Origin of the sequence: Blautia sp. AF17-9LB (genome assembly GCF_003479185.1) — a bacterium.
Classification (GTDB): domain Bacteria; phylum Bacillota; class Clostridia; order Lachnospirales; family Lachnospiraceae; genus Fusicatenibacter; species Fusicatenibacter saccharivorans.
Genome location: NZ_QUGU01000008.1, coordinates 159,879 through 179,159 on the forward strand (window position 1 = coordinate 159,879; position 19,281 = coordinate 179,159).

13 protein-coding genes and 2 tRNA genes are annotated in these 19,281 nt (G+C 48.5%); all 15 read left to right on the plus strand.

Annotated elements, in window-relative coordinates; genetic code table 11:
- Positions 1 to 11: 11 nt before the first annotated feature.
- The gene (locus tag DWX00_RS10530) at positions 12 to 965 is read left to right on the plus strand and encodes a glycosyltransferase family 2 protein (protein WP_118595184.1); all 954 of its coding nucleotides are present in this window, start codon (positions 12 to 14) and stop codon (positions 963 to 965) included.
- 173 nt (positions 966 to 1,138) lie between these two features.
- Entirely contained in the window at positions 1,139 to 2,965 is a 1,827-nt protein-coding gene (glmS, locus tag DWX00_RS10535) for a glutamine--fructose-6-phosphate transaminase (isomerizing) (RefSeq protein WP_117509223.1), read from the plus strand.
- A 145-nt stretch (positions 2,966 to 3,110) separates the two neighbouring features.
- On the plus strand, positions 3,111 to 4,832 hold the full coding sequence (locus tag DWX00_RS10540) for a trypsin-like peptidase domain-containing protein (RefSeq protein WP_118595185.1): 1,722 nt from the start codon (positions 3,111 to 3,113) through the stop codon (positions 4,830 to 4,832).
- A gap of 225 nt (positions 4,833 to 5,057) precedes the next feature.
- Positions 5,058 to 6,494: an ATP-dependent Clp protease ATP-binding subunit ClpX gene (clpX, locus tag DWX00_RS10545; protein WP_055219393.1), complete on the plus strand. Its 1,437-nt coding sequence runs from the start codon at positions 5,058 to 5,060 to the stop codon at positions 6,492 to 6,494.
- Positions 6,495 to 6,574: 80 nt separating this feature from the next.
- On the plus strand, positions 6,575 to 7,066 hold the full coding sequence (locus DWX00_RS10550) for a zinc-ribbon domain-containing protein (RefSeq protein ID WP_117509222.1): 492 nt from the start codon (positions 6,575 to 6,577) through the stop codon (positions 7,064 to 7,066).
- Entirely contained in the window at positions 7,063 to 7,521 is a 459-nt protein-coding gene (locus DWX00_RS10555; RefSeq protein ID WP_118595186.1) for a signal peptidase II, read from the plus strand. The genes DWX00_RS10550 and DWX00_RS10555 overlap by 4 nt, the downstream gene beginning before the upstream one ends.
- Positions 7,522 to 7,683: 162 nt before the next feature.
- Positions 7,684 to 7,767, plus strand: a tRNA-Leu gene (locus tag DWX00_RS10560).
- A 303-nt stretch (positions 7,768 to 8,070) separates the two neighbouring features.
- Positions 8,071 to 8,154 (plus strand) — tRNA-Leu (locus DWX00_RS10565).
- A 241-nt stretch (positions 8,155 to 8,395) separates the two neighbouring features.
- Complete coding sequence (locus DWX00_RS10570) at positions 8,396 to 9,469, plus strand: carbamoyl phosphate synthase small subunit (RefSeq protein WP_055219571.1); 1,074 nt, start codon at positions 8,396 to 8,398, stop codon at positions 9,467 to 9,469.
- Positions 9,469 to 12,675, plus strand: coding sequence for a carbamoyl-phosphate synthase large subunit (gene carB / locus DWX00_RS10575; protein WP_022462958.1), 3,207 nt, complete (start codon positions 9,469 to 9,471; stop codon positions 12,673 to 12,675). Before DWX00_RS10570 ends, carB begins: the two co-directional genes overlap by 1 nt.
- 202 nt (positions 12,676 to 12,877) lie before the next feature.
- Positions 12,878 to 13,789: an undecaprenyl-diphosphate phosphatase gene (locus DWX00_RS10580; protein WP_118595187.1), complete on the plus strand. Its 912-nt coding sequence runs from the start codon at positions 12,878 to 12,880 to the stop codon at positions 13,787 to 13,789.
- A gap of 354 nt (positions 13,790 to 14,143) precedes the next feature.
- Complete coding sequence (gene ppdK, locus DWX00_RS10585; protein WP_118595188.1) at positions 14,144 to 16,774, plus strand: pyruvate, phosphate dikinase; 2,631 nt, start codon at positions 14,144 to 14,146, stop codon at positions 16,772 to 16,774.
- Between the two features lie 145 nt (positions 16,775 to 16,919).
- On the plus strand, positions 16,920 to 17,513 hold the full coding sequence (locus DWX00_RS10590; protein ID WP_022462955.1) for an NUDIX hydrolase: 594 nt from the start codon (positions 16,920 to 16,922) through the stop codon (positions 17,511 to 17,513).
- A 102-nt stretch (positions 17,514 to 17,615) separates the two neighbouring features.
- The gene (locus DWX00_RS10595; RefSeq protein ID WP_118595189.1) at positions 17,616 to 18,947 is read left to right on the plus strand and encodes an MATE family efflux transporter; all 1,332 of its coding nucleotides are present in this window, start codon (positions 17,616 to 17,618) and stop codon (positions 18,945 to 18,947) included.
- Between the two features lie 223 nt (positions 18,948 to 19,170).
- Positions 19,171 to 19,281: MerR family DNA-binding transcriptional regulator (locus DWX00_RS10600; RefSeq protein WP_118595196.1), on the plus strand; the 111-nt coding region annotated here is incomplete at its 3' end.

The following is a 19,281-nucleotide window of genomic DNA, read 5'->3' on the forward strand; positions in this document are numbered from 1 at the left end:
AATACGACAAGATGAGTCAATATACCGTTGATGTCATGATACCAACGTATAAACCAGGGCAGGAGTTCGCAGAACTTCTGCCCCGCCTTTTAAAACAGACTTACCCGATCCGTTCGATCCGGGTCGTGAATACGGGGAAAAAGTTCTGGAATCCGGCGTGGGAGCAGCTTTCAGACAAGATTATGGTGGAGCATATTCAGCCGAGCGAGTTCGACCACGGCGGAACGAGAAGGGCGATGGCAGAAAGTTCAGATGCGGATCTTCTGCTTTTTATGACCCAGGATGCCATGCCGTACGATAATGCGTGCGTGGAACATCTGGTGGAAAAATTTTCACTGCCGCATGTGAAGGCGGCCTATGCGCGGCAGCTTCCGCGGGATGACTGCCGTACACTGGAACGGTTTACGAGAGGCTTTAACTATCCGGACGAGAGTGATATCAAGGATGCCGGTGATCTGCCAAAACTTGGTGTTAAGACTTTTTTCTGTTCCAATGTCTGTGCAATGTATGACCGCAGGACATATGAAGAGCTGGGTGGATTTGTAGAAAGCACCTTGTTTAACGAAGATATGATCTATGCCGGGCATCTTGTGCAGGCGGGCTATGCGATTGCCTATGCGGCAGATGCGAAGGTGGTACATTCCCACAATTACGGTTGTCTGGCACAGCTTCACCGCAATTTCGACCTCGGTGTATCCCAGGCACAGCATCCGGAGATCTTTGATGCGTATCCGTCTGAGAGTGAGGGAATCCGTATGGTGAAAAAATCGGCATCTTACGTCTGCGAAATTCATAAGCCGTGGCTGCTCGTCACTTTATTCTTTCAAAGCGGATTCAAATATGTGGGCTACTTCCTCGGAAAACGATACAAAAGCCTTCCGGACAGTGTAATCCGCTGGTGTACCTCAAACAAAACATGGTGGGAATATCACGGAAAGATACGAAAAAAACGAAATAGAAGATAAGTGAAAGTAAAAAACAAAAATAAAAAGATCTTGTAAGTAAATACGAAATGCTCCATAAGGTTGACAGAGAACGGAGCAGAGTGGTAAAAAAGTAAAGAACAAGAAATTAGAAGGCGGCATAACCTGAAAACAGAACAAGGGTGCCGCCTTTTACTGTTAGGAGGAAAAAATCTATGTGTGGAATTGTTGGATATATTGGAACCTGCCAGGCTGCCCCGGTGCTGCTGGACGGATTGTCAAAGCTGGAGTACCGCGGATACGATTCGGCCGGAATTGCTGTATACGATGGAAACAAAATTCAGATGCAGAAAGCAATGGGCCGTCTGAAGGTGCTTGAGGAAATGACACAAAATGGAGCGACACTTCCGGGTACCGTAGGAATCGGACATACGAGATGGGCAACGCATGGGGCACCTTCCGATCTGAATGCACATCCGCATTTCAATAAAGACCACTCGATTGTCGTTGTACACAATGGAATTATTGAGAATTATCTGAAATTAAAGAAAAAACTGATGTCCAAAGGATATGAGTTCCTTTCGGAGACAGATACCGAGGTAATTGCCCATATGCTGGATTACTATTATAACGGCGATCCGCTTGCAACGATCACAAAGGTTATGCACCGTATGGAGGGATCGTATGCACTGGGTATCCTGTTCCGCGACCATCCGGATGAGGTGTATGCGGTCCGTAAAGACAGCCCGCTGATCGTTGGTACAAGTAAGAGCGGAAACCTGATTGCATCCGACGTTCCGGCTGTACTGAAATATACAAGAGATGTCTATTTTCTGGAAAATGAGGAGATTGTCAAGCTGACCCGAGACGGCCTTCATTTTTACAATATCGATGAGGAGGAGCTGCAAAAGGAGCCTACGCACATCGAATGGGATATGAATGCCGCAGAGAAAGGCGGCTATGAGCATTTTATGCTGAAAGAGATGCATGAGCAGCCAAAAGCCGTAAAAGATACGCTGACCCCACGCATCAAGAATGGTGACGTAGTGATCGAGGAGCTTGGCATGACGGACGAAGAGATCCGTGCAATCAGCAAGATCTTTATTGTTGCCTGTGGTTCTGCATATCACACCGGTGTAACCGCAAAATACATCTTCGAAAAGCTGGCAAGAATCCCGGTTGAGGTAGATCTGGCAAGCGAATTCCGCTACCGTGATCCGATTCTGCCGGAAAATACGCTCGTGGTCATCGTCAGCCAGTCGGGTGAGACGGCCGATACCCTCGCGGCTCTCCGCCTTGCAAAAGAAAAGGGCGTGCGTACCCTTGGCATCGTAAATGTAGTTGGAAGTTCGATTGCAAGAGAGGCAGACAATGTCATGTACACCTGGGCCGGTCCGGAGATCGCTGTTGCGACAACGAAAGCGTACAGCACACAGCTTATCGCGCAGTATCTTCTGGCGATGAAGTTTGCCAAAGTACGCGGAACCGTTTCACAGAATGACTTCGATGCAATGATCCAGAGCCTTGAGCGCCTGCCGGAGCAGATTTCCCTGCTGCTGTCCCACAAGGAGAACGTACAGCGTTTTGCCAACCGTTATCTTGCGGCAGAACACGTCTTTTTCATCGGACGCGGCATCGACTATGCAATCTCGATGGAGGGCTCCCTGAAGCTGAAAGAGATTTCCTACATCCATTCCGAGGCGTATGCAGCCGGTGAGCTGAAACACGGAACCATTTCCCTGATTGAGGACGGACGCCTTGTCGTAGCCGTGCTGACCCAGCCGGAGCTCTACAAGAAAACGATCAGCAATATTCAGGAAGTGAAGACACGAGGCGCGTTTGTCATGGCGGTAACGACCGTTGGCAATACAGAAGTGGAAAAAGTAGCCGACTACGTAGTTTACCTGCCGGAGACAAATCCGATTTTTGCAAACTCCCTGGCGATCATTCCACTGCAGCTCTTTGGCTACTACGTATCGATCGGCAGAGGCCTCGATGTGGATAAACCGAGAAACTTGGCGAAATCCGTTACGGTAGAATAAAAACCGCAGCATAAAATTCCTCTTTTTTCAAAATTATCACAGTTTCAACACAATTCTAACGTACAATAGGCAGTAGAAAATGAAGAAAGAAATAAGAGCACTGTGTATTGGTGCCTGAGATAGAAAAGAGAAAGAGGGATCAGCCATGAGTGAAGAATTCAAAAAAGAAGAAATAAATGGTGAGGCAGCAGAGGAAACCAAAGCTGCAGAGCATACAGAAGAAGTAAAAGCAGAAACGACAGCAGAGCAGAGTGCGGCAGAGACGGAAAAACCGCAGGAAACCGCAGAAGCGCCGAAGGCGGAAGAAAAGAAAACGACAACCTACAGCTGGGTGAATCCGAAAATCAGCGGAAAGACCGACGAGGAGAATAACAGTGCTTCCTACACCGGAAAACCGGACCCGTCGGAGGCAAAGGCAGAGCAGACATCTTCTGCAAAGACAGAACATTATCAGTACCAGTCACAGACACAGAGTGCTCCGAAGCAGGAAAAACCACAGTTTTCTGCCATTCCGCAGCCGCAGGATCACAAAAAGAAAGCGAAAAAACCAATGTCAGCCGCAAAAAAATGGGGCATGACACTTGCCATGGCAGCGTGCTTCGGACTCGTGGCAGGCGGTGTTTTCATTGGGACTGCAGCAGTCGGTACGAAAGTGATCGGTACAGCAACAGAGCAGAAGCAGGAAGTTACAATTCCGACGACCACCACAACAACGGCAGCAGACAGCAGTGATACCTCCGATACCGTAAAAGCAACCGGCGAGATGTCCGTGAAAGATGTTGCATCGAGTGCGATGCCGTCTCTGGTAGCAATTTCTACGACAACGGTGGAAGAAGTTGAGACATTCTTCGGAACCACAAGCCAGGAAGTTCCTGCAAGCGGAACCGGAGTTATTGTCGGACAGAACGACGATGAGCTCCTGATTGCGACAAACAACCACGTTGTCAGCGGTGCAACGTCTCTTTCCGTCAGCTTTATCGACGATGAGACGGTAGAAGGCCAGATCAAAGGTACCGATGCGGACAATGACCTTGCTGTTGTTGCAGTAAAACTTTCCGACATCAAGGACGAGACAAAGAGCCAGATCAAAATTGCCGTGATGGGAAATTCCGATGACCTTGAGGTCGGTGATCAGGTTGTGGCAATCGGAAATGCACTGGGAACCGGCCAGTCCCTGACGAGCGGATATATCAGTGCAAAAGACCGTACGATCTCCAGTCAGGATGAGAGTACCGGCGAGACGATTACTTCTGAGGGACTGATCCAGACCGATGCAGCCATCAACCCTGGAAACAGCGGCGGCGCCCTTCTGAACATGAACGGTGAGCTGATCGGCATTAACGAAGCAAAATACAGCTCCACACAGGTCGAGGGCATGGGCTTTGCGATCCCGATTTCGAAAGCGGAGCCGATTCTGCAGAACCTGATGAACCTGACAACAAGATACAAAGTCAGCGATGATGAGGCTGCTTATATCGGAATCAACATGGCGGATGTCAGCGCAGATGTTTCCCAGAACTACGGTATTCCGACCGGTGTCTGCATCATGAGCGTTGTGGACGGCAGCCCGGCAGCCGATGCGGGCTTCAAGAAAGGCGATGTTATCACCACGTTTGATGGAAGAAGCATCTCGAACGCCAAAGGCTTAAAAGAGACACTGACCTATTATGCGGCAGGCGAGACTGTAGATGTCACCGTACAGCGCGCGGATAACGGTGAGTACAAAGAAGTAACACTGACGCTGACCCTTGGCTCTGCAGCAGATATGCCGCAGACGAGCGGAAGCAGCAACGGAACCACAAACGATGGAACCGGAAGCTCCGATCAGAATGACCAGGGTATTCAGAATCCGTTTGGCAACAGATAAAAACTCGAAATAACTATTTCCTAAGAGAAAAAAGACGGACAGCACAGGAATATGAACGCCTGGCTGTCCGCCTTTTTCTGCATTTTTTGATATAATTTTTTGAATTCGTAAAATTCTTAAAAAAGTTGGTAATTTTTAAGAAAGTTTTTACTTGTGACCCTATGGCTTTTGGGCTATAATCAAGCTAGACCAAGCGATCTATTACAGAAAGGAATTTGAAAAATCATGTCAGAAGAGAAAGACAGAGTGGACGGTACCGCGGACGAAACGAAGGCGGAAACAAAAAGCTCTGACCATCATACAGAAGATACTTATGAAAAAGTCTGCTTCATGTGCCGCAGACCGGAGAGCAAAGCCGGAAAGATGATTACCCTTCCGGGAAACATCAATATCTGCCCGGACTGCATGCAGAAGAGCTTTGATACCATGAACCAGAACCCGGGCCAGATCAATGAGATGATGAATAATATGAACAACATGCCGAATATCGGCATGTTCGATCTCTCCGGGCTTTCCAACCAGATCCCGAACCGGCAGCGGGTAAAGAAAAAAGAAGAAAAGAAGAAAACAAAAGAATTTTCCATCAAGGACATTCCGCCGCCGCACCGGATCAAGGCGATGCTTGACGAATACGTCATCGGCCAGGAACGTGCAAAGAAAGTCATGTCGGTTGCCGTTTACAACCATTACAAACGTGTCTTTGCACCGCAGGACGGAAATATCGAGATCGAAAAATCCAACATGCTGATGATCGGACCGACCGGTTCCGGAAAAACGTATCTGGTGCAGACACTGGCACGCCTCTTAGATGTGCCGCTTGCCATCACGGACGCCACATCCCTTACCGAAGCGGGTTATATCGGCGATGATATTGAAAGCGTGGTATCTAAGCTTTTAGCGGCCGCAGACAACGATGTGGAGCGCGCGGAGCACGGTATTATCTTCATCGACGAGATCGACAAGATTGCGAAAAAGAAAAATACAAACCAGAGAGACGTCAGCGGAGAAGCCGTACAGCAGGGAATGCTGAAGCTCCTCGAGGGCAGCGACATCGAAGTTCCGGTGGGAGCCAACAGCAAAAATGCGATGGTTCCGCTCGAGACCGTCAATACCAGAAACATTCTCTTTATCTGCGGCGGTGCCTTCCCGGATCTGACGGACATCATCAAGGAGCGTCTGAACAAGACAGCTTCCATTGGCTTCCAGGCGGATCTGAAGGACAAGTATGATGGGGATAAGAACCTGCTGTCACAGGTGACCTTAGAAGACCTTCGGACTTTCGGTATGGTGCCGGAGTTCCTTGGCCGTCTGCCGATCGTATTTACGCTGGAGAGTCTCAATGAGGATATGCTGGTCGAGATCTTAAAAGAACCGAAAAATGCGATCCTGAAGCAGTATAAGAGACTGCTCGAACTCGACGAGGTGAAACTGGAATTTGATGATGATGCACTTCGCTCTATTGCAAGAAAAGCGCTGGAAAAAGATACCGGTGCGAGAGCACTCCGTTCGATCATCGAGGATTTCATGCTGGATATCATGTATGAGATTCCAAAGGACAGCAGCATCGGAGAGGTTATCATCACAAAAGACTATATTGAAAAGACCGGCGGGCCGACGATTCTCCTGCGCGGCCAGGAAGTTCCAAAGTTAGAGCAGAAATAAGGTAACTGGAAAACACAGCGGAGCAGACGTGAAACTGGCGTTTTCTTGAAATAAGAGATAAGAAAGAGAGGGTTTTAACTATGGCAGAGGATTTTTTTGGAAATTTAAGTAAAACACTGAAAAAAACAGTGGATACTGTGGGAAAGAAAACAGATGAATTCGTAGAAATTCAGAAGATCCGCACCCGTCAGCATGCGCTCGAGGATCAGATTGAGAAGAATTACCAGGATATCGGACAGATCATCTACAACCGCTATTTGAACGGCGAAGCATTCGACGAGAATCTTGCCGGCTTCTGCAAAGATATCACCGATCTGGAAAAAGAGATTGCAGACTGCAAGGAAGATGTGGCAAACAAGAGAGGCCGCATCGTATGCCCGGCCTGCGGCGCAAGTGTTCCGAAAGATGCAGCTTTCTGCATGCGCTGCGGTGCTGCTATGCCGGAGAAGGAAGATGAGCCGGAGGATGCCGAGTTTGTACACGTAGAACCGGAAGAAAAAGCAGAAGAAACCGAAGCAGCAGCGCCGGAAGAAGAGCCTGAAAAAGAAGCAGAGGTACCGGAAGAGGAATGATCTGGACCCTGCTGCCGGGAGCGGTTTTCCTTGCAGACGGAGGCCTGAAAAAGAAGGCAGAAGAGGAGTTAAAGGAAAATGAGCAGATCCCGGTCTGCAAAGGACATATTGTCCTGCGGAAATGTCATAACCGCGGCGTAGCGGGCGGCGGCTTCGCGGACAGCACGAAGAAGGTGGAAATTCTCACCTTCTTTTTGCTGTCCGGACTGTGGGCGCGTCTCGGAGCGCTGGCGGGCAGACGTAAGTGTAAGGCGAAGAAGCTTGGGCTTGCGCTTACGATTGGCGGCGGCATGTCGAACTGGTATGACCGGCATAAGAGAGGTTACGTGACCGACTATGTCAGCTTCCGGTTTGGACCGGAGAAGTTCCGCAGACTTGTGTTCAATGTTTCTGATTTCTGTATTTTCTTCGGACTTGCGCTGCTGACGGCAATTTCCTGCCGGGAGTCCAGGTGATGCAGGATCTCACGAAAAGCCCTGCGGATGGCGGGCTTTTCGGGGCAAAAAAGAAAATTTGAAATTTTTTGAAAAAATTTGAAAAAAGCTGTTGACAGATTCGGAATCATCTGGTAATATATGTTTTGTTGAGCGGCACATGAGAGCTGCAAGACAAGAAATGCAGGAGTGGCGGAATTGGCAGACGCGCAGGCTTCAGGTGCCTGTGGTCGCAAGATCGTGTGGGTTCAAGTCCCATCTCCTGCATTATTTTTTCGCTTTGCGTATCAAGAATTGGTCCGGTGGACCAATTCGGATTACCCTGCCGGGAATGATGCAGAAACTTCCCGGCAGGGTCTTTTTATTTCTGTGCGAAGAAGATGTGCAGACGGGGAAAGAAAAACAGACGAATCTCAGACAGTGTAAAGTTGTTTAAAATTATCGCTATTATCCATATTTTTCATAAAATCAAAAAAATTAAAATTTTTTCAAAAAAGGTGTTGACTTTTCTTTGGAAAGCTGTTATTATCTATCTTGTCAAGCGGACAACCGCTAAGACAACTAAGAAATGCAGGAGTGGCGGAATTGGCAGACGCGCAGGCTTCAGGTGCCTGTGGTCGCCAGATCGTGGGGGGTCAAGTCCCATCTCCTGCATTATTTTTTCGCTTTGCGTATCAAGAATTGGTCCGGTGGACCAATTCGGATTGCCCTGATGGGAAGTGTGAAAACTTTCCGTCAGGGTATTTTTATTTTTCCAGAAAAGAAATTTCCGTAATTCGACAAAAATAGTTGAAATGTTTCCCTGGTTGTGATAGAATCTGAAAGATTAAAGTATGAGACGCATATCTTATGCAAACCTAAAACCGAACGAAAAAGAAAGGAAAACGGTGGAATGATGAAAGCTTTTCTAATCTTAGAAGACGGGCATGTCTTTACCGGAACCAGCATTGGTTCACAAAAAGAAGTGATCAGTGAAATCGTATTTAATACATCCATGACTGGATATCTCGAAGTGCTGACCGACCCATCCTATGCGGGACAGGCAGTATGTATGACGTATCCTCTTATTGGAAACTATGGAATTTGTTATGATGATCAGGAGTCCTTAAGACCCTGGCCGGATGGCTATATTGTAAGAGAATTATCCCGTCTCCCCAGCAACTTCCGTTGCCAGGACACCATTCAGAATTTCCTGAAAAAGTTCGATATTCCCGGAATCGCCGGAATCGATACTCGTGCTCTTACCAAAATTCTTCGTGAAAAAGGTACCATGAACGGTATGATCACGACCAACGAAAATTATCACCTCGATGAAATTATTCCAAAATTAAAAGCGTATAATACCGGAAAAGTTGTAGAAAAGGTAACCTGCTCTGAAAAATCAGTTTTAAAAGGAGAAGGCTTTAAAGTTGCACTTCTGGATCTTGGCGCAAAGAACAACATCGCACGTTCCTTAAATGAGCGCGGATGCGAAGTGACCATTTATCCGGCGCTTACTACAGCAGAAGAGATCCTCGCCGCAAATCCGGACGGAATCATGCTGTCCAACGGCCCTGGAGATCCGAAAGAGTGCGTATCCATTATCAAAGAGATTAAAAAACTGTACGATTCCAATGTACCGATCTTTGCAATCTGTCTTGGACATCAGCTGATGGCACTGGCTACCGGCGCAGATACCCACAAGATGAAATACGGCCACCGCGGCGGAAACCACCCGGTCAAGGACCTTGCAACCGGAAGAGTTTACATTTCTTCCCAGAACCACGGCTATGTCGTAGATACCGATACCCTGGATCCGAATGTGGCAGTTCCGGCCTTTGTGAACGTCAACGACGGCACCAACGAGGGACTCAAATACGTCGGCAAAAACATCTTTACCGTACAGTTCCATCCGGAGGCATGCCCTGGCCCGCAGGATTCCGGATACCTGTTTGATCGATTCCTTGAGATGATGGGAGGTAACAAATAATGCCAAAGAATCCGAATATTAAAAAAGTTCTGGTTATCGGTTCCGGTCCGATCGTCATCGGACAGGCAGCAGAGTTCGACTACGCAGGAACACAGGCGTGCCGTTCCCTGAAAGAAGAGGGAATGGAAGTTGTTCTTCTGAACTCCAACCCGGCAACCATCATGACCGATAAAGACATCGCAGACCGCGTTTACATCGAGCCGCTGACCGTAGAAGTGGTAGAGCAGCTCATCCAGAAGGAAAAACCGGACAGCGTTCTTCCGACTCTGGGAGGCCAGGCAGGACTGAACCTTGCGATGGAACTCGAAGAAAAAGGCTTCTTAAAAGAAAACAACGTACGCCTGATCGGTACCACAGCACAGACCATCAAAAAAGCAGAGGACCGTCAGGAATTCAAAGATACCATGGAAAAAATCGGCGAGCCGGTAGCGGCATCCCTGGTTGTCCATGATGTACAGGCTGGTATCGATTTCACCAACAAGATCGGTTATCCGGTTGTACTGCGTCCGGCTTACACCCTCGGCGGAAGCGGCGGCGGTATCGCTTACAACGAAGAAGAGCTGATCGAGATCCTCTCGAACGGACTCCGTCTTTCCCGTGTCGGCGAAGTACTCGTTGAAAGATGTATCGCCGGATGGAAAGAGATCGAGTACGAGGTAATGCGGGACAGCGTAGGAAACTGCATCACCGTCTGCAACATGGAGAACATCGACCCGGTCGGCGTTCACACCGGAGACAGTATTGTCGTAGCACCGTCCCAGACCCTGGGAGATAAAGAGTATCAGATGCTGCGTACTTCCGCACTCAACATCATCACCGAGCTCGGTATCACCGGCGGATGCAACGTACAGTATGCGTTGAATCCGGACAGCTTCGAGTACTGTGTTATCGAGGTAAATCCGCGTGTCAGCCGTTCTTCCGCACTGGCTTCCAAAGCGACCGGTTATCCGATTGCAAAGGTTGCTGCAAAGATCGCACTTGGCTACACTCTGGATGAGATCCCGAACGCCATTACCGGAAAAACCTACGCAAGCTTCGAGCCGATGCTGGATTACTGTGTTGTAAAAATCCCGCGTCTGCCGTTCGATAAGTTTATCAGTGCAAAACGTACCCTGACCACACAGATGAAGGCAACCGGTGAGGTTATGAGTATCTGCAACAACTTCGAGGGTGCGCTGATGAAAGCCATCCGTTCCCTGGAACAGCACGTAGATTCCCTGATGTCCTATGACTTCAGCCACCTGTCAAAAGACGAGCTGATCGAAGAGCTTCACATCGTAGACGATATGAGAATCTGGAGAATCGCAGAGGCGATCCGTCAGGGCATCTCCTACGACGAGATCCACGAGATCACCAAAATCGATGTATGGTTCATCGATAAGCTGGCTATCCTCGTTGAGATGGAGCAGGCATTACAGGCCAAAGAGCTGGATGAGGATCTGCTGCGCGAAGCAAAACGCCTTGAGTTCCCGGATTATCTGGTGGCAAAACTGGCAGGAAAGACCGAAGAAGAAGTAAAAGCGTTAAGAAAACAGTATGATATCACCGCAGCTTACAAGATGGTAGATACCTGTGCCGCTGAGTTCGCAGCAACCACACCGTATTACTATTCCGTATACGGCGGCGAAAACGAAGCTGTCGAGACAAACGACAGAAAGAAAGTCCTCGTCCTTGGTTCCGGCCCGATCCGTATCGGACAGGGTATCGAGTTTGACTTCTGCTCCGTACATTGTACCTGGGCATTCAAGAAAGAGGGCTATGAGACCATCATCATCAACAACAACCCGGAGACCGTCAGCACCGACTTCGATATCGCAGATAAACTGTATTTCGAGCCGCTGACACCGGAAGATGTAGAAAATATCGTCAACATCGAGCATCCGGACGGAGCCGTTGTACAGTTCGGCGGCCAGACCGCGATTAAGCTGACCGAAGCACTCCTGAAAATGGGTGTGCCGATCCTTGGAACATCTGCAGAGAACGTAGATGCCGCAGAGGACCGTGAGCTGTTCGATGAGATCCTGGAGCAGTGTGAAATCCCGCGTCCGAAGGGACACACCGTATTCACCGCAGAAGAGGCGAAAAAAGCAGCCAATGAGCTCGGCTATCCGGTACTCGTCCGCCCGTCCTACGTCCTTGGAGGACAGGGTATGCAGATCGCCATCAGCGATGAGGACGTCGATGAATTTATCGGCATCATCAACCGGATCGCACAGGAGCATCCGATCCTGGTTGATAAATATCTGCAGGGCAAGGAGATCGAGGTTGATGCAGTCTGCGACGGCACCGATATCCTGATTCCTGGTATCATGGAGCACATCGAGCGCGCCGGCGTTCACTCCGGAGACAGTATCTCCGTTTATCCGGCACAGAGCATCAGCCAGCATGCAAAAGACACCATCGTAGAGTATACGAAACGTCTGGCAAGATCCCTGCATGTCATCGGTATGATCAACATCCAGTTCATCGTATGCGGTGAGGATGTTTACGTCATCGAGGTCAACCCGCGTTCTTCTCGTACCGTGCCGTACATCAGCAAGGTAACCGGAATCCCGATCGTGCCGCTGGCAACGAAAGTCATCCTCGGCCACACGATCCGCGAGCTTGGCTACGAGCCGGGTCTGCAGAGAGAGGCAGATTACATTGCCATCAAGATGCCGGTATTCTCCTTCGAGAAGATCCGCGGCGCAGATATCGCCCTTGGACCGGAGATGAAATCCACCGGTGAGTGCCTTGGTATTGCAAAGACCTTCAACGAGGCTCTTTACAAAGCATTCCTCGGCGCCGGAATCAACCTGCCGAAATACAAAAACATGATCATCACCGTAAAGGATGAGGATAAAGAGGATATCGTTCCGATCGCACAGAGATTCCAGGCTCTCGGCTACAAGATCTATGCGACGAGAAATACCGCGAAAGCCCTGAACGAGAACGGCGTCAATGCGATCCGCACCAACAAGATCGAGCAGCCGTCCCCGAACCTGATGGACCTGATCCTCGGCCACAAGATCGACCTCGTCATCGATACTCCGTCCCAGGGTGTTGAGCACTCCAAAGACGGATTCGTCATCCGCCGGAACGCGATCGAGACAGGTGTCAACGTACTGACCTCTCTGGATACCGCAACCGCACTCGTAACCAGTCTGGAAAATACAGATGTGAAGAAGCTGACCCTGATCGATATCGCAACGATCGACAAGAGATAAGCATGATAGAAGCATAAAGCAAAGAAAAGCTCTCTGCTGCAGAAACAAAGCGGCAGAGAGCTTTTTTGGCCGAATGTGGGTTTGAATGGATTTTACAAAAAAGAAAACGTGACGCGCTTGTGTTTTTAGCATAAGTATGATAGATTTTTAATAGAATGCCAGAAAAGGGCATCCAATTCAAAAAGAGAAAGGTACATATCGTATGAACATCATTGAGTGGTTAAAGGTTATCCTGCTGGGTATCGTAGAGGGCATTACCGAGTGGCTTCCGATCAGCAGCACCGGCCACATGATTCTGGTAGATGAGTTTATTAAGCTGAATGTGACAGCTGATTTCAAGAATGTTTTTGAAGTTGTTATCCAGCTCGGTGCAATCCTTGCGGTTGTCGTCATCTATTTCTGGGATCTCTGGCCGTTTCATGGCAAAAGCAAAGCGAAAAGCAAGAGCTATTTTGCCAATCCAAGCGACAACAAGGTCTTTGCAGGTATGCAGAACTTTGTAGACAATTACTGTTATCTGGACAAAATTATCATGTGGTTCAAGATCGTCGTATCGTGTCTGCCGGCAGCCGTGATCGGACTGGCATTCAACGACTGGATCGAGGCCCATCTGATGAATTACGTGATCGTAGCACTGATGCTGATCATCTATGGTGTCCTCTTCATCATCATTGAGAATTACAACAAGACGAGAACACTGTCTGCAACAAAAATCAAAGAGATTACCTGGAAAAATGCGCTGTATATCGGTGTTTTCCAGCTCCTTTCCATCGTACCGGGAACTTCCCGTTCGGGAGCAACCATCATCGGCGGTATCCTGCTGGGATGCTCGAGAGAGCTGGCATCGGAGTACACGTTTTTCCTTGCCGTTCCGGTTATGTTCGGCGCGAGCCTTTTAAAACTGGTAAAACACGGCTTTGCCTTTACCGGTGTTGAGGTGGCGATCATGATCGTCGGCATGCTGGTGGCATTTGCGGTATCGATTTTTGCCATCAAATTCCTGATGCAGTACATCAAGAAGCACGATTTCAAAGCCTTCGGCTGGTACCGTATCGTACTCGGTGTGATTGTGCTGCTGTATTTCGTAATCAAAACCGTAATTCTGAAATCATAAAATCGAACAATTCCGAAAATTTACCAGGAAAAATAGAAGAAGAAGTATCGTAAAATGAAAAAAATTGTGCGATACTTCTTTTTTTACGCGAAAATTACAAAAAACCCTGTAAAAAGTAACCAAAAGCTGATATAATAGGACACAAGAGGGACGCAGAACCAGAAATTAAAAAAAATACCGAAAATTTGCCATATTTTTATTGACTAAAGATATTCTTATGGTAAAATAAATGTGTGCGCCCCGAGGATATCTTTATTTTCGGTGCAATCAGTATAGGGTGAACGTATCATCCAGGGCAATCTGGAAATACTTTACTATAACCTATCAAAATTACAAGTAGGAGGAAAAGTAACAATGGCAAAATGGGTTTACATGTTCACTGAAGGTAATGCAGACATGCGTAACCTTCTCGGTGGAAAAGGCGCAAACCTGGCTGAGATGACAAACCTGGGACTTCCTGTACCACAGGGATTCACGGTAACAACCGAGGCTTGTACACAGTACTATGAGGATGGCAGACAGATCAACGACGAGATCATGGGTCAGATCATGGAAGCAATCGATAAAATGGAAGGAATCACAGGAAAGAAATTCGGAGACGCTAAGAATCCGCTGCTCGTTTCTGTACGTTCCGGAGCAAGAGCTTCCATGCCAGGTATGATGGATACCATCCTGAACCTTGGTCTGAACGAAGAGGTTGTTGAAACTCTGTCACAGGCTTCCGGCAACCCACGTTGGGCTTGGGACTGCTACAGAAGATTCATTCAGATGTTCTCTGACGTAGTTATGGAAGTTGGTAAAAAATACTTCGAAGAGCTGATCGACAAGATGAAAGAGGAGAAAGGCGTAAAACAGGACGTAGATCTTGACGCAGATGACCTCAAAAAACTGGCTGAGCAGTTCAAAGCTGAGTACAAAGCTAAAATCGGTGAGGATTTCCCGACCGATCCTAAGGTACAGCTGATGGAGGCTGTAAAAGCCGTATTCCGTTCCTGGGACAACCCGAGAGCAAACGTTTATCGTCGTGACAACGACATCCCGTATTCCTGGGGTACCGCTGTTAACGTACAGATGATGGCATTCGGAAACATGGGAGATGACTGTGGTACAGGTGTTGCCTTCACCCGTGACCCTGCTACAGGAGAGAACGGACTGTTCGGTGAGTTCCTTACCAACGCACAGGGCGAGGACGTAGTTGCCGGTGTTCGTACACCTATGCACATTTCTGAGATGGAAGAGAAATTCCCGGAAGCTTTCAAACAGTTCAAAGAAGTTTGCAAAACTCTGGAAACACACTACAGAGATATGCAGGACATGGAGTTCACTGTAGAGCACGGTAAACTGTACATGCTGCAGACACGTAACGGTAAGAGAACAGCAAAAGCTGCTCTGAAAATCGCCTGCGACCTTGTAGATGAGGGAATGAGAACAGAGGAAGAGGCAGTTGCAATGATCGATCCTCGTAACCTTGACTCTCTGCTTCATCCGCAGTTCGATGCAAAAGCACTGAAAGAGGCTACTCCAATGGCAAAAGCACTGGGAGCATCTCCGGGAGCTGCTTGCGGTAAAATCGTCTTCACAGCTGATGACGCTGTTGCATGGGCTGAAAGAGGAGAAAAAGTTGTTCTGGTTCGTCTTGAGACATCCCCAGAAGATATCACAGGTATGAAATCTGCACAGGGTATCCTGACTGTTCGTGGTGGTATGACTTCCCACGCAGCCGTAGTTGCCCGTGGTATGGGAACCTGCTGTGTATCCGGTTGCGGTGATATCGTAATGGACGAGGCAAACAAGAAATTCACACTGGCTGGCAAAGAGTTCCACGAGGGAGACTGCATCTCTCTGGATGGTTCTACAGGATGCATCTATGACGGACTGATCCCGACCGTAGACGCTACCATCGCTGGCGAGTTCGGAAGAATCATGGGCTGGGCAGATAAATACAGAACCATGAAAGTTCGTACAAACGCTGATACTCCGGCAGACGCTAAAAAAGCTCGTGAGCTTGGCGCAGAAGGTATTGGTCTTTGCCGTACAGAGCATATGTTCTTCGAAGGCAACAGAATCGATGCATTCCGTGAGATGATCTGCGCTGAAACCGTAGAAGAGAGAGAAGCAGCACTTGCTAAGATCCTTCCGGAGCAGCAGGGAGACTTCGAGAAGCTGTATGAAGCTCTGGAAGGCAACCCGGTTACCATCCGTTTCCTGGATCCGCCGCTTCATGAGTTCGTTCCGACTGAGGAAGAGGACATCAAGAAACTGGCTGACGCACAGGGCAAATCTGTTGAGCAGATCAAAGCAATCATCGCTGGTCTGCATGAGTTCAACCCGATGATGGGTCATCGTGGATGCCGTCTTGCTGTAACTTATCCGGAAATCGCTAAGATGCAGACAAGCGCAGTAATCCGCGCAGCCATCAACGTGAAGAAAGCTCATCCGGATTGGAATGTTAAACCGGAAATCATGATCCCGCTTGTTGGCGATATCAAAGAGCTGAAATACGTTAAGAAATTCGTAGTAGAGACCGCTGACGCTGAAATCGCAGCTGCAGGCAGCGACCTTGAATACGAAGTTGGTACCATGATCGAGATCCCGAGAGCAGCTCTGACTGCAGATGAGATCGCAAAAGAGGCAGACTTCTTCTGCTTTGGAACCAACGACCTTACTCAGATGACTTACGGATTCTCCCGTGACGATGCTGGTAAATTCCTGAACGCTTACTATGACGCTAAGATCTTCGAGAACGATCCATTCGCAAAACTCGATCAGGACGGCGTTGGCAAGCTGATGAAGATGGCTATCGATCTTGGAAGACCGGTTAACTCTTCTCTGCACGTAGGTATCTGCGGTGAGCACGGTGGAGATCCGAGCTCCGTAGAGTTCTGCAACAAACTGGGTCTGGACTATGTTTCCTGCTCACCGTTCCGTGTGCCGATCGCCCGTCTGGCAGCAGCTCAGGCAGCTATCGCTCAGAAGAACGCTTAATTTAAGCAGAATCTGTCCGAATCAGGATTTTCATGCAATAGCATGATTTGTGTTCAAACGTAAGGAGACCCCGGCGGTCTGTAGAAATACAGGCGCCGGGGTCTTTTTTATCAATCGTTTAAAATCAAAGTGGGAGGGAAAACGGATGCAGAATGAAACAGCCAAAGAAAACCTGCTGCGGCAGATCCGGGAATACCGTCCGTACAATGAGCAGGAAGAGCGGGATCGGGCGATTCTGCTGAAATGGATGGAGAGCGGATGCGATATTTTGACGCGGGAAAATGAGACCGCACATCTGACTGCCTCCGCCTGGGTCGTAAGCCCGGATCGGAAGCAGGTGCTGATGGCGTATCACAATATTTACCATTCCTGGGCATGGCTCGGCGGCCACGCGGACGGAGATGCGGATCTTTGCAGCGTGGCGGTAAGAGAAGTGAAGGAGGAATCCGGGATTGAAGAGGTGAAGCTCTTATCGGATCAGCCATTCTCGCTCGAAATCCTGTCGGTGGACGGCCATGTGAAGCGCGGAAAGTACGTGACGACACATCTCCATCTGAATGTGACATATCTCATGGAAGCAGACCCGGTACAGGAAATCCGCTGCAAGCCGGATGAAAACAGCGCAGTCGGCTGGATTCCGGTGGAGCAGATCGCAGAAAAATCGACAGAGCCATGGTTTGTGGAGCGTGTGTATGGCAAGCTGTGTGAGAAAGTGAAAAGAGATTTCTGTGAAGTGTAATATGCAATCCGCGTATGAACTGCCATTTAGAATAAGCATTAGACAAATGAGCTGTTAGATGTCTAAAATAGAGACAGAAAGAAAAATGGCAGGAGGGGTTTTATGTTTACAAATCAGGATTTGAAAAAGCTGATTATTCCGCTTTTCCTAGAGCAGCTTCTGGTGGCTCTGGTCGGAATTGCGGACGTGTTTGTTATCGGATTTGTCGGAGAGGCGGCGGTTTCCGGTGTGTCACTGGTCAATGCGTTTAATATGATCTTTATCAATCTGTTCACAGCGCTGGCATCCGGCGGTGCGGTGGTCATCAGCCAGTATATCGGAAAGAAGGACAAGGAGCAGGCGGGAGCGGCAGCTTCCCAGCTTCTGACGGCATCGGTATTGCTGTCGGTTGTTATTTCTGTAGTGGTACTGGTTGCCAACGAACAGCTGATGCGTTTGATGTTCGGCAAGGTTGAGGATGATGTCATGGCGGCATGCGTGACGTATCTGCGTATCTCGGCATATTCCTATCCGGCAATGGCGATTTACAATGCGGGAGCGGCTTTGTACCGCAGTTTTGGAAAAACCAGCACGACGATGTACCTTTCGATTGCATCGAATGTGATCAACGTAGTCGGAAACTGTATCGGCGTCTTTGCTTTGCATACAGGTGTGCCTGGCGTTGCGGTTCCGTCGCTGATTGCGCGTATCTTTTCCGCAGCTGTTATCACGGTTCTCTGCTTCTCAAAGCGAAATCCGGTGCAGTATCTGAAAGAGTGGATTTTTAAAGTAGACTTGAGCTTCCAGAAAATGATCCTCAGTATCGCAGTTCCGAACGGTATCGAGAGCGGTATTTTCCAGCTCGTCAAAGTAGCACTTTCCAGTGTGGTAGCACTGTTTGGTACCTACCAGATTGCCGCAAACGGCATTGCCCAGAGTATATGGTCCATGGCGGCACTCACAAGCAGTGCACTTTCCCCAGTATTCATCACCGTCATCGGACAGTGCATGGGCGCGGGAGATACTGATCAGGCGGAGTATTATTTCCGCAAGCTGATAAAAATCACACTGATCATTGGAGTGGCATGGAATGCGCTTGTCTTTGCAGTCACACCGTTTGTCCTTTCCTTCTATGCGGTGTCCGAGGAGACGAAGCGGCTGACACTCTGGCTGGTACTGCTGCATAATATTTTCAACGGTATTGCACTCTGCTACGCCGGACCGCTTGGAAGCGGCCTTCGTGCGACAGGAGATGTAAAATTCACAATGGGAATTTCCCTCTTCACGACCATCGGCGTCCGCCTGATTTTCTCTGTGATTTTTGCAATCTGGATGAACATGGGCGTTATGGGAATCGCTCTTGCGATGTGCCTCGACTGGTCCGTGCGCGGCATCATCTTCTGGTGGAGATTCAAACAGGGCAAGTGGAAAACGTTTCAGGTTATCCGTGAGTGAAAAAACGATCCTCTTTTTCTGACGACAGAAAAGTTGTTGGGAAAAGGGGATTTTTGGGGTAAAAGGGATTATTTCGGCGCGTTGAAAATCATGCCGGGGTATGGTAAAATGGACTCCGAAAAACAGCAAAAGGAGGAAAATATAAGTAACTAAATATATTGTCAAATGTGATATAATGTGTTTAAACATACAAAAGGAGAATCATATTATGAACACATCAAATATCACAAACTACAAGCCGAAGGATTTTGCTGAATTGTTAGGGATATCTGTTAAAACGCTACAGCGTTGGGACAGAGAAGGGATTTTAAAAGCAAATCGAACTCCAACTGAC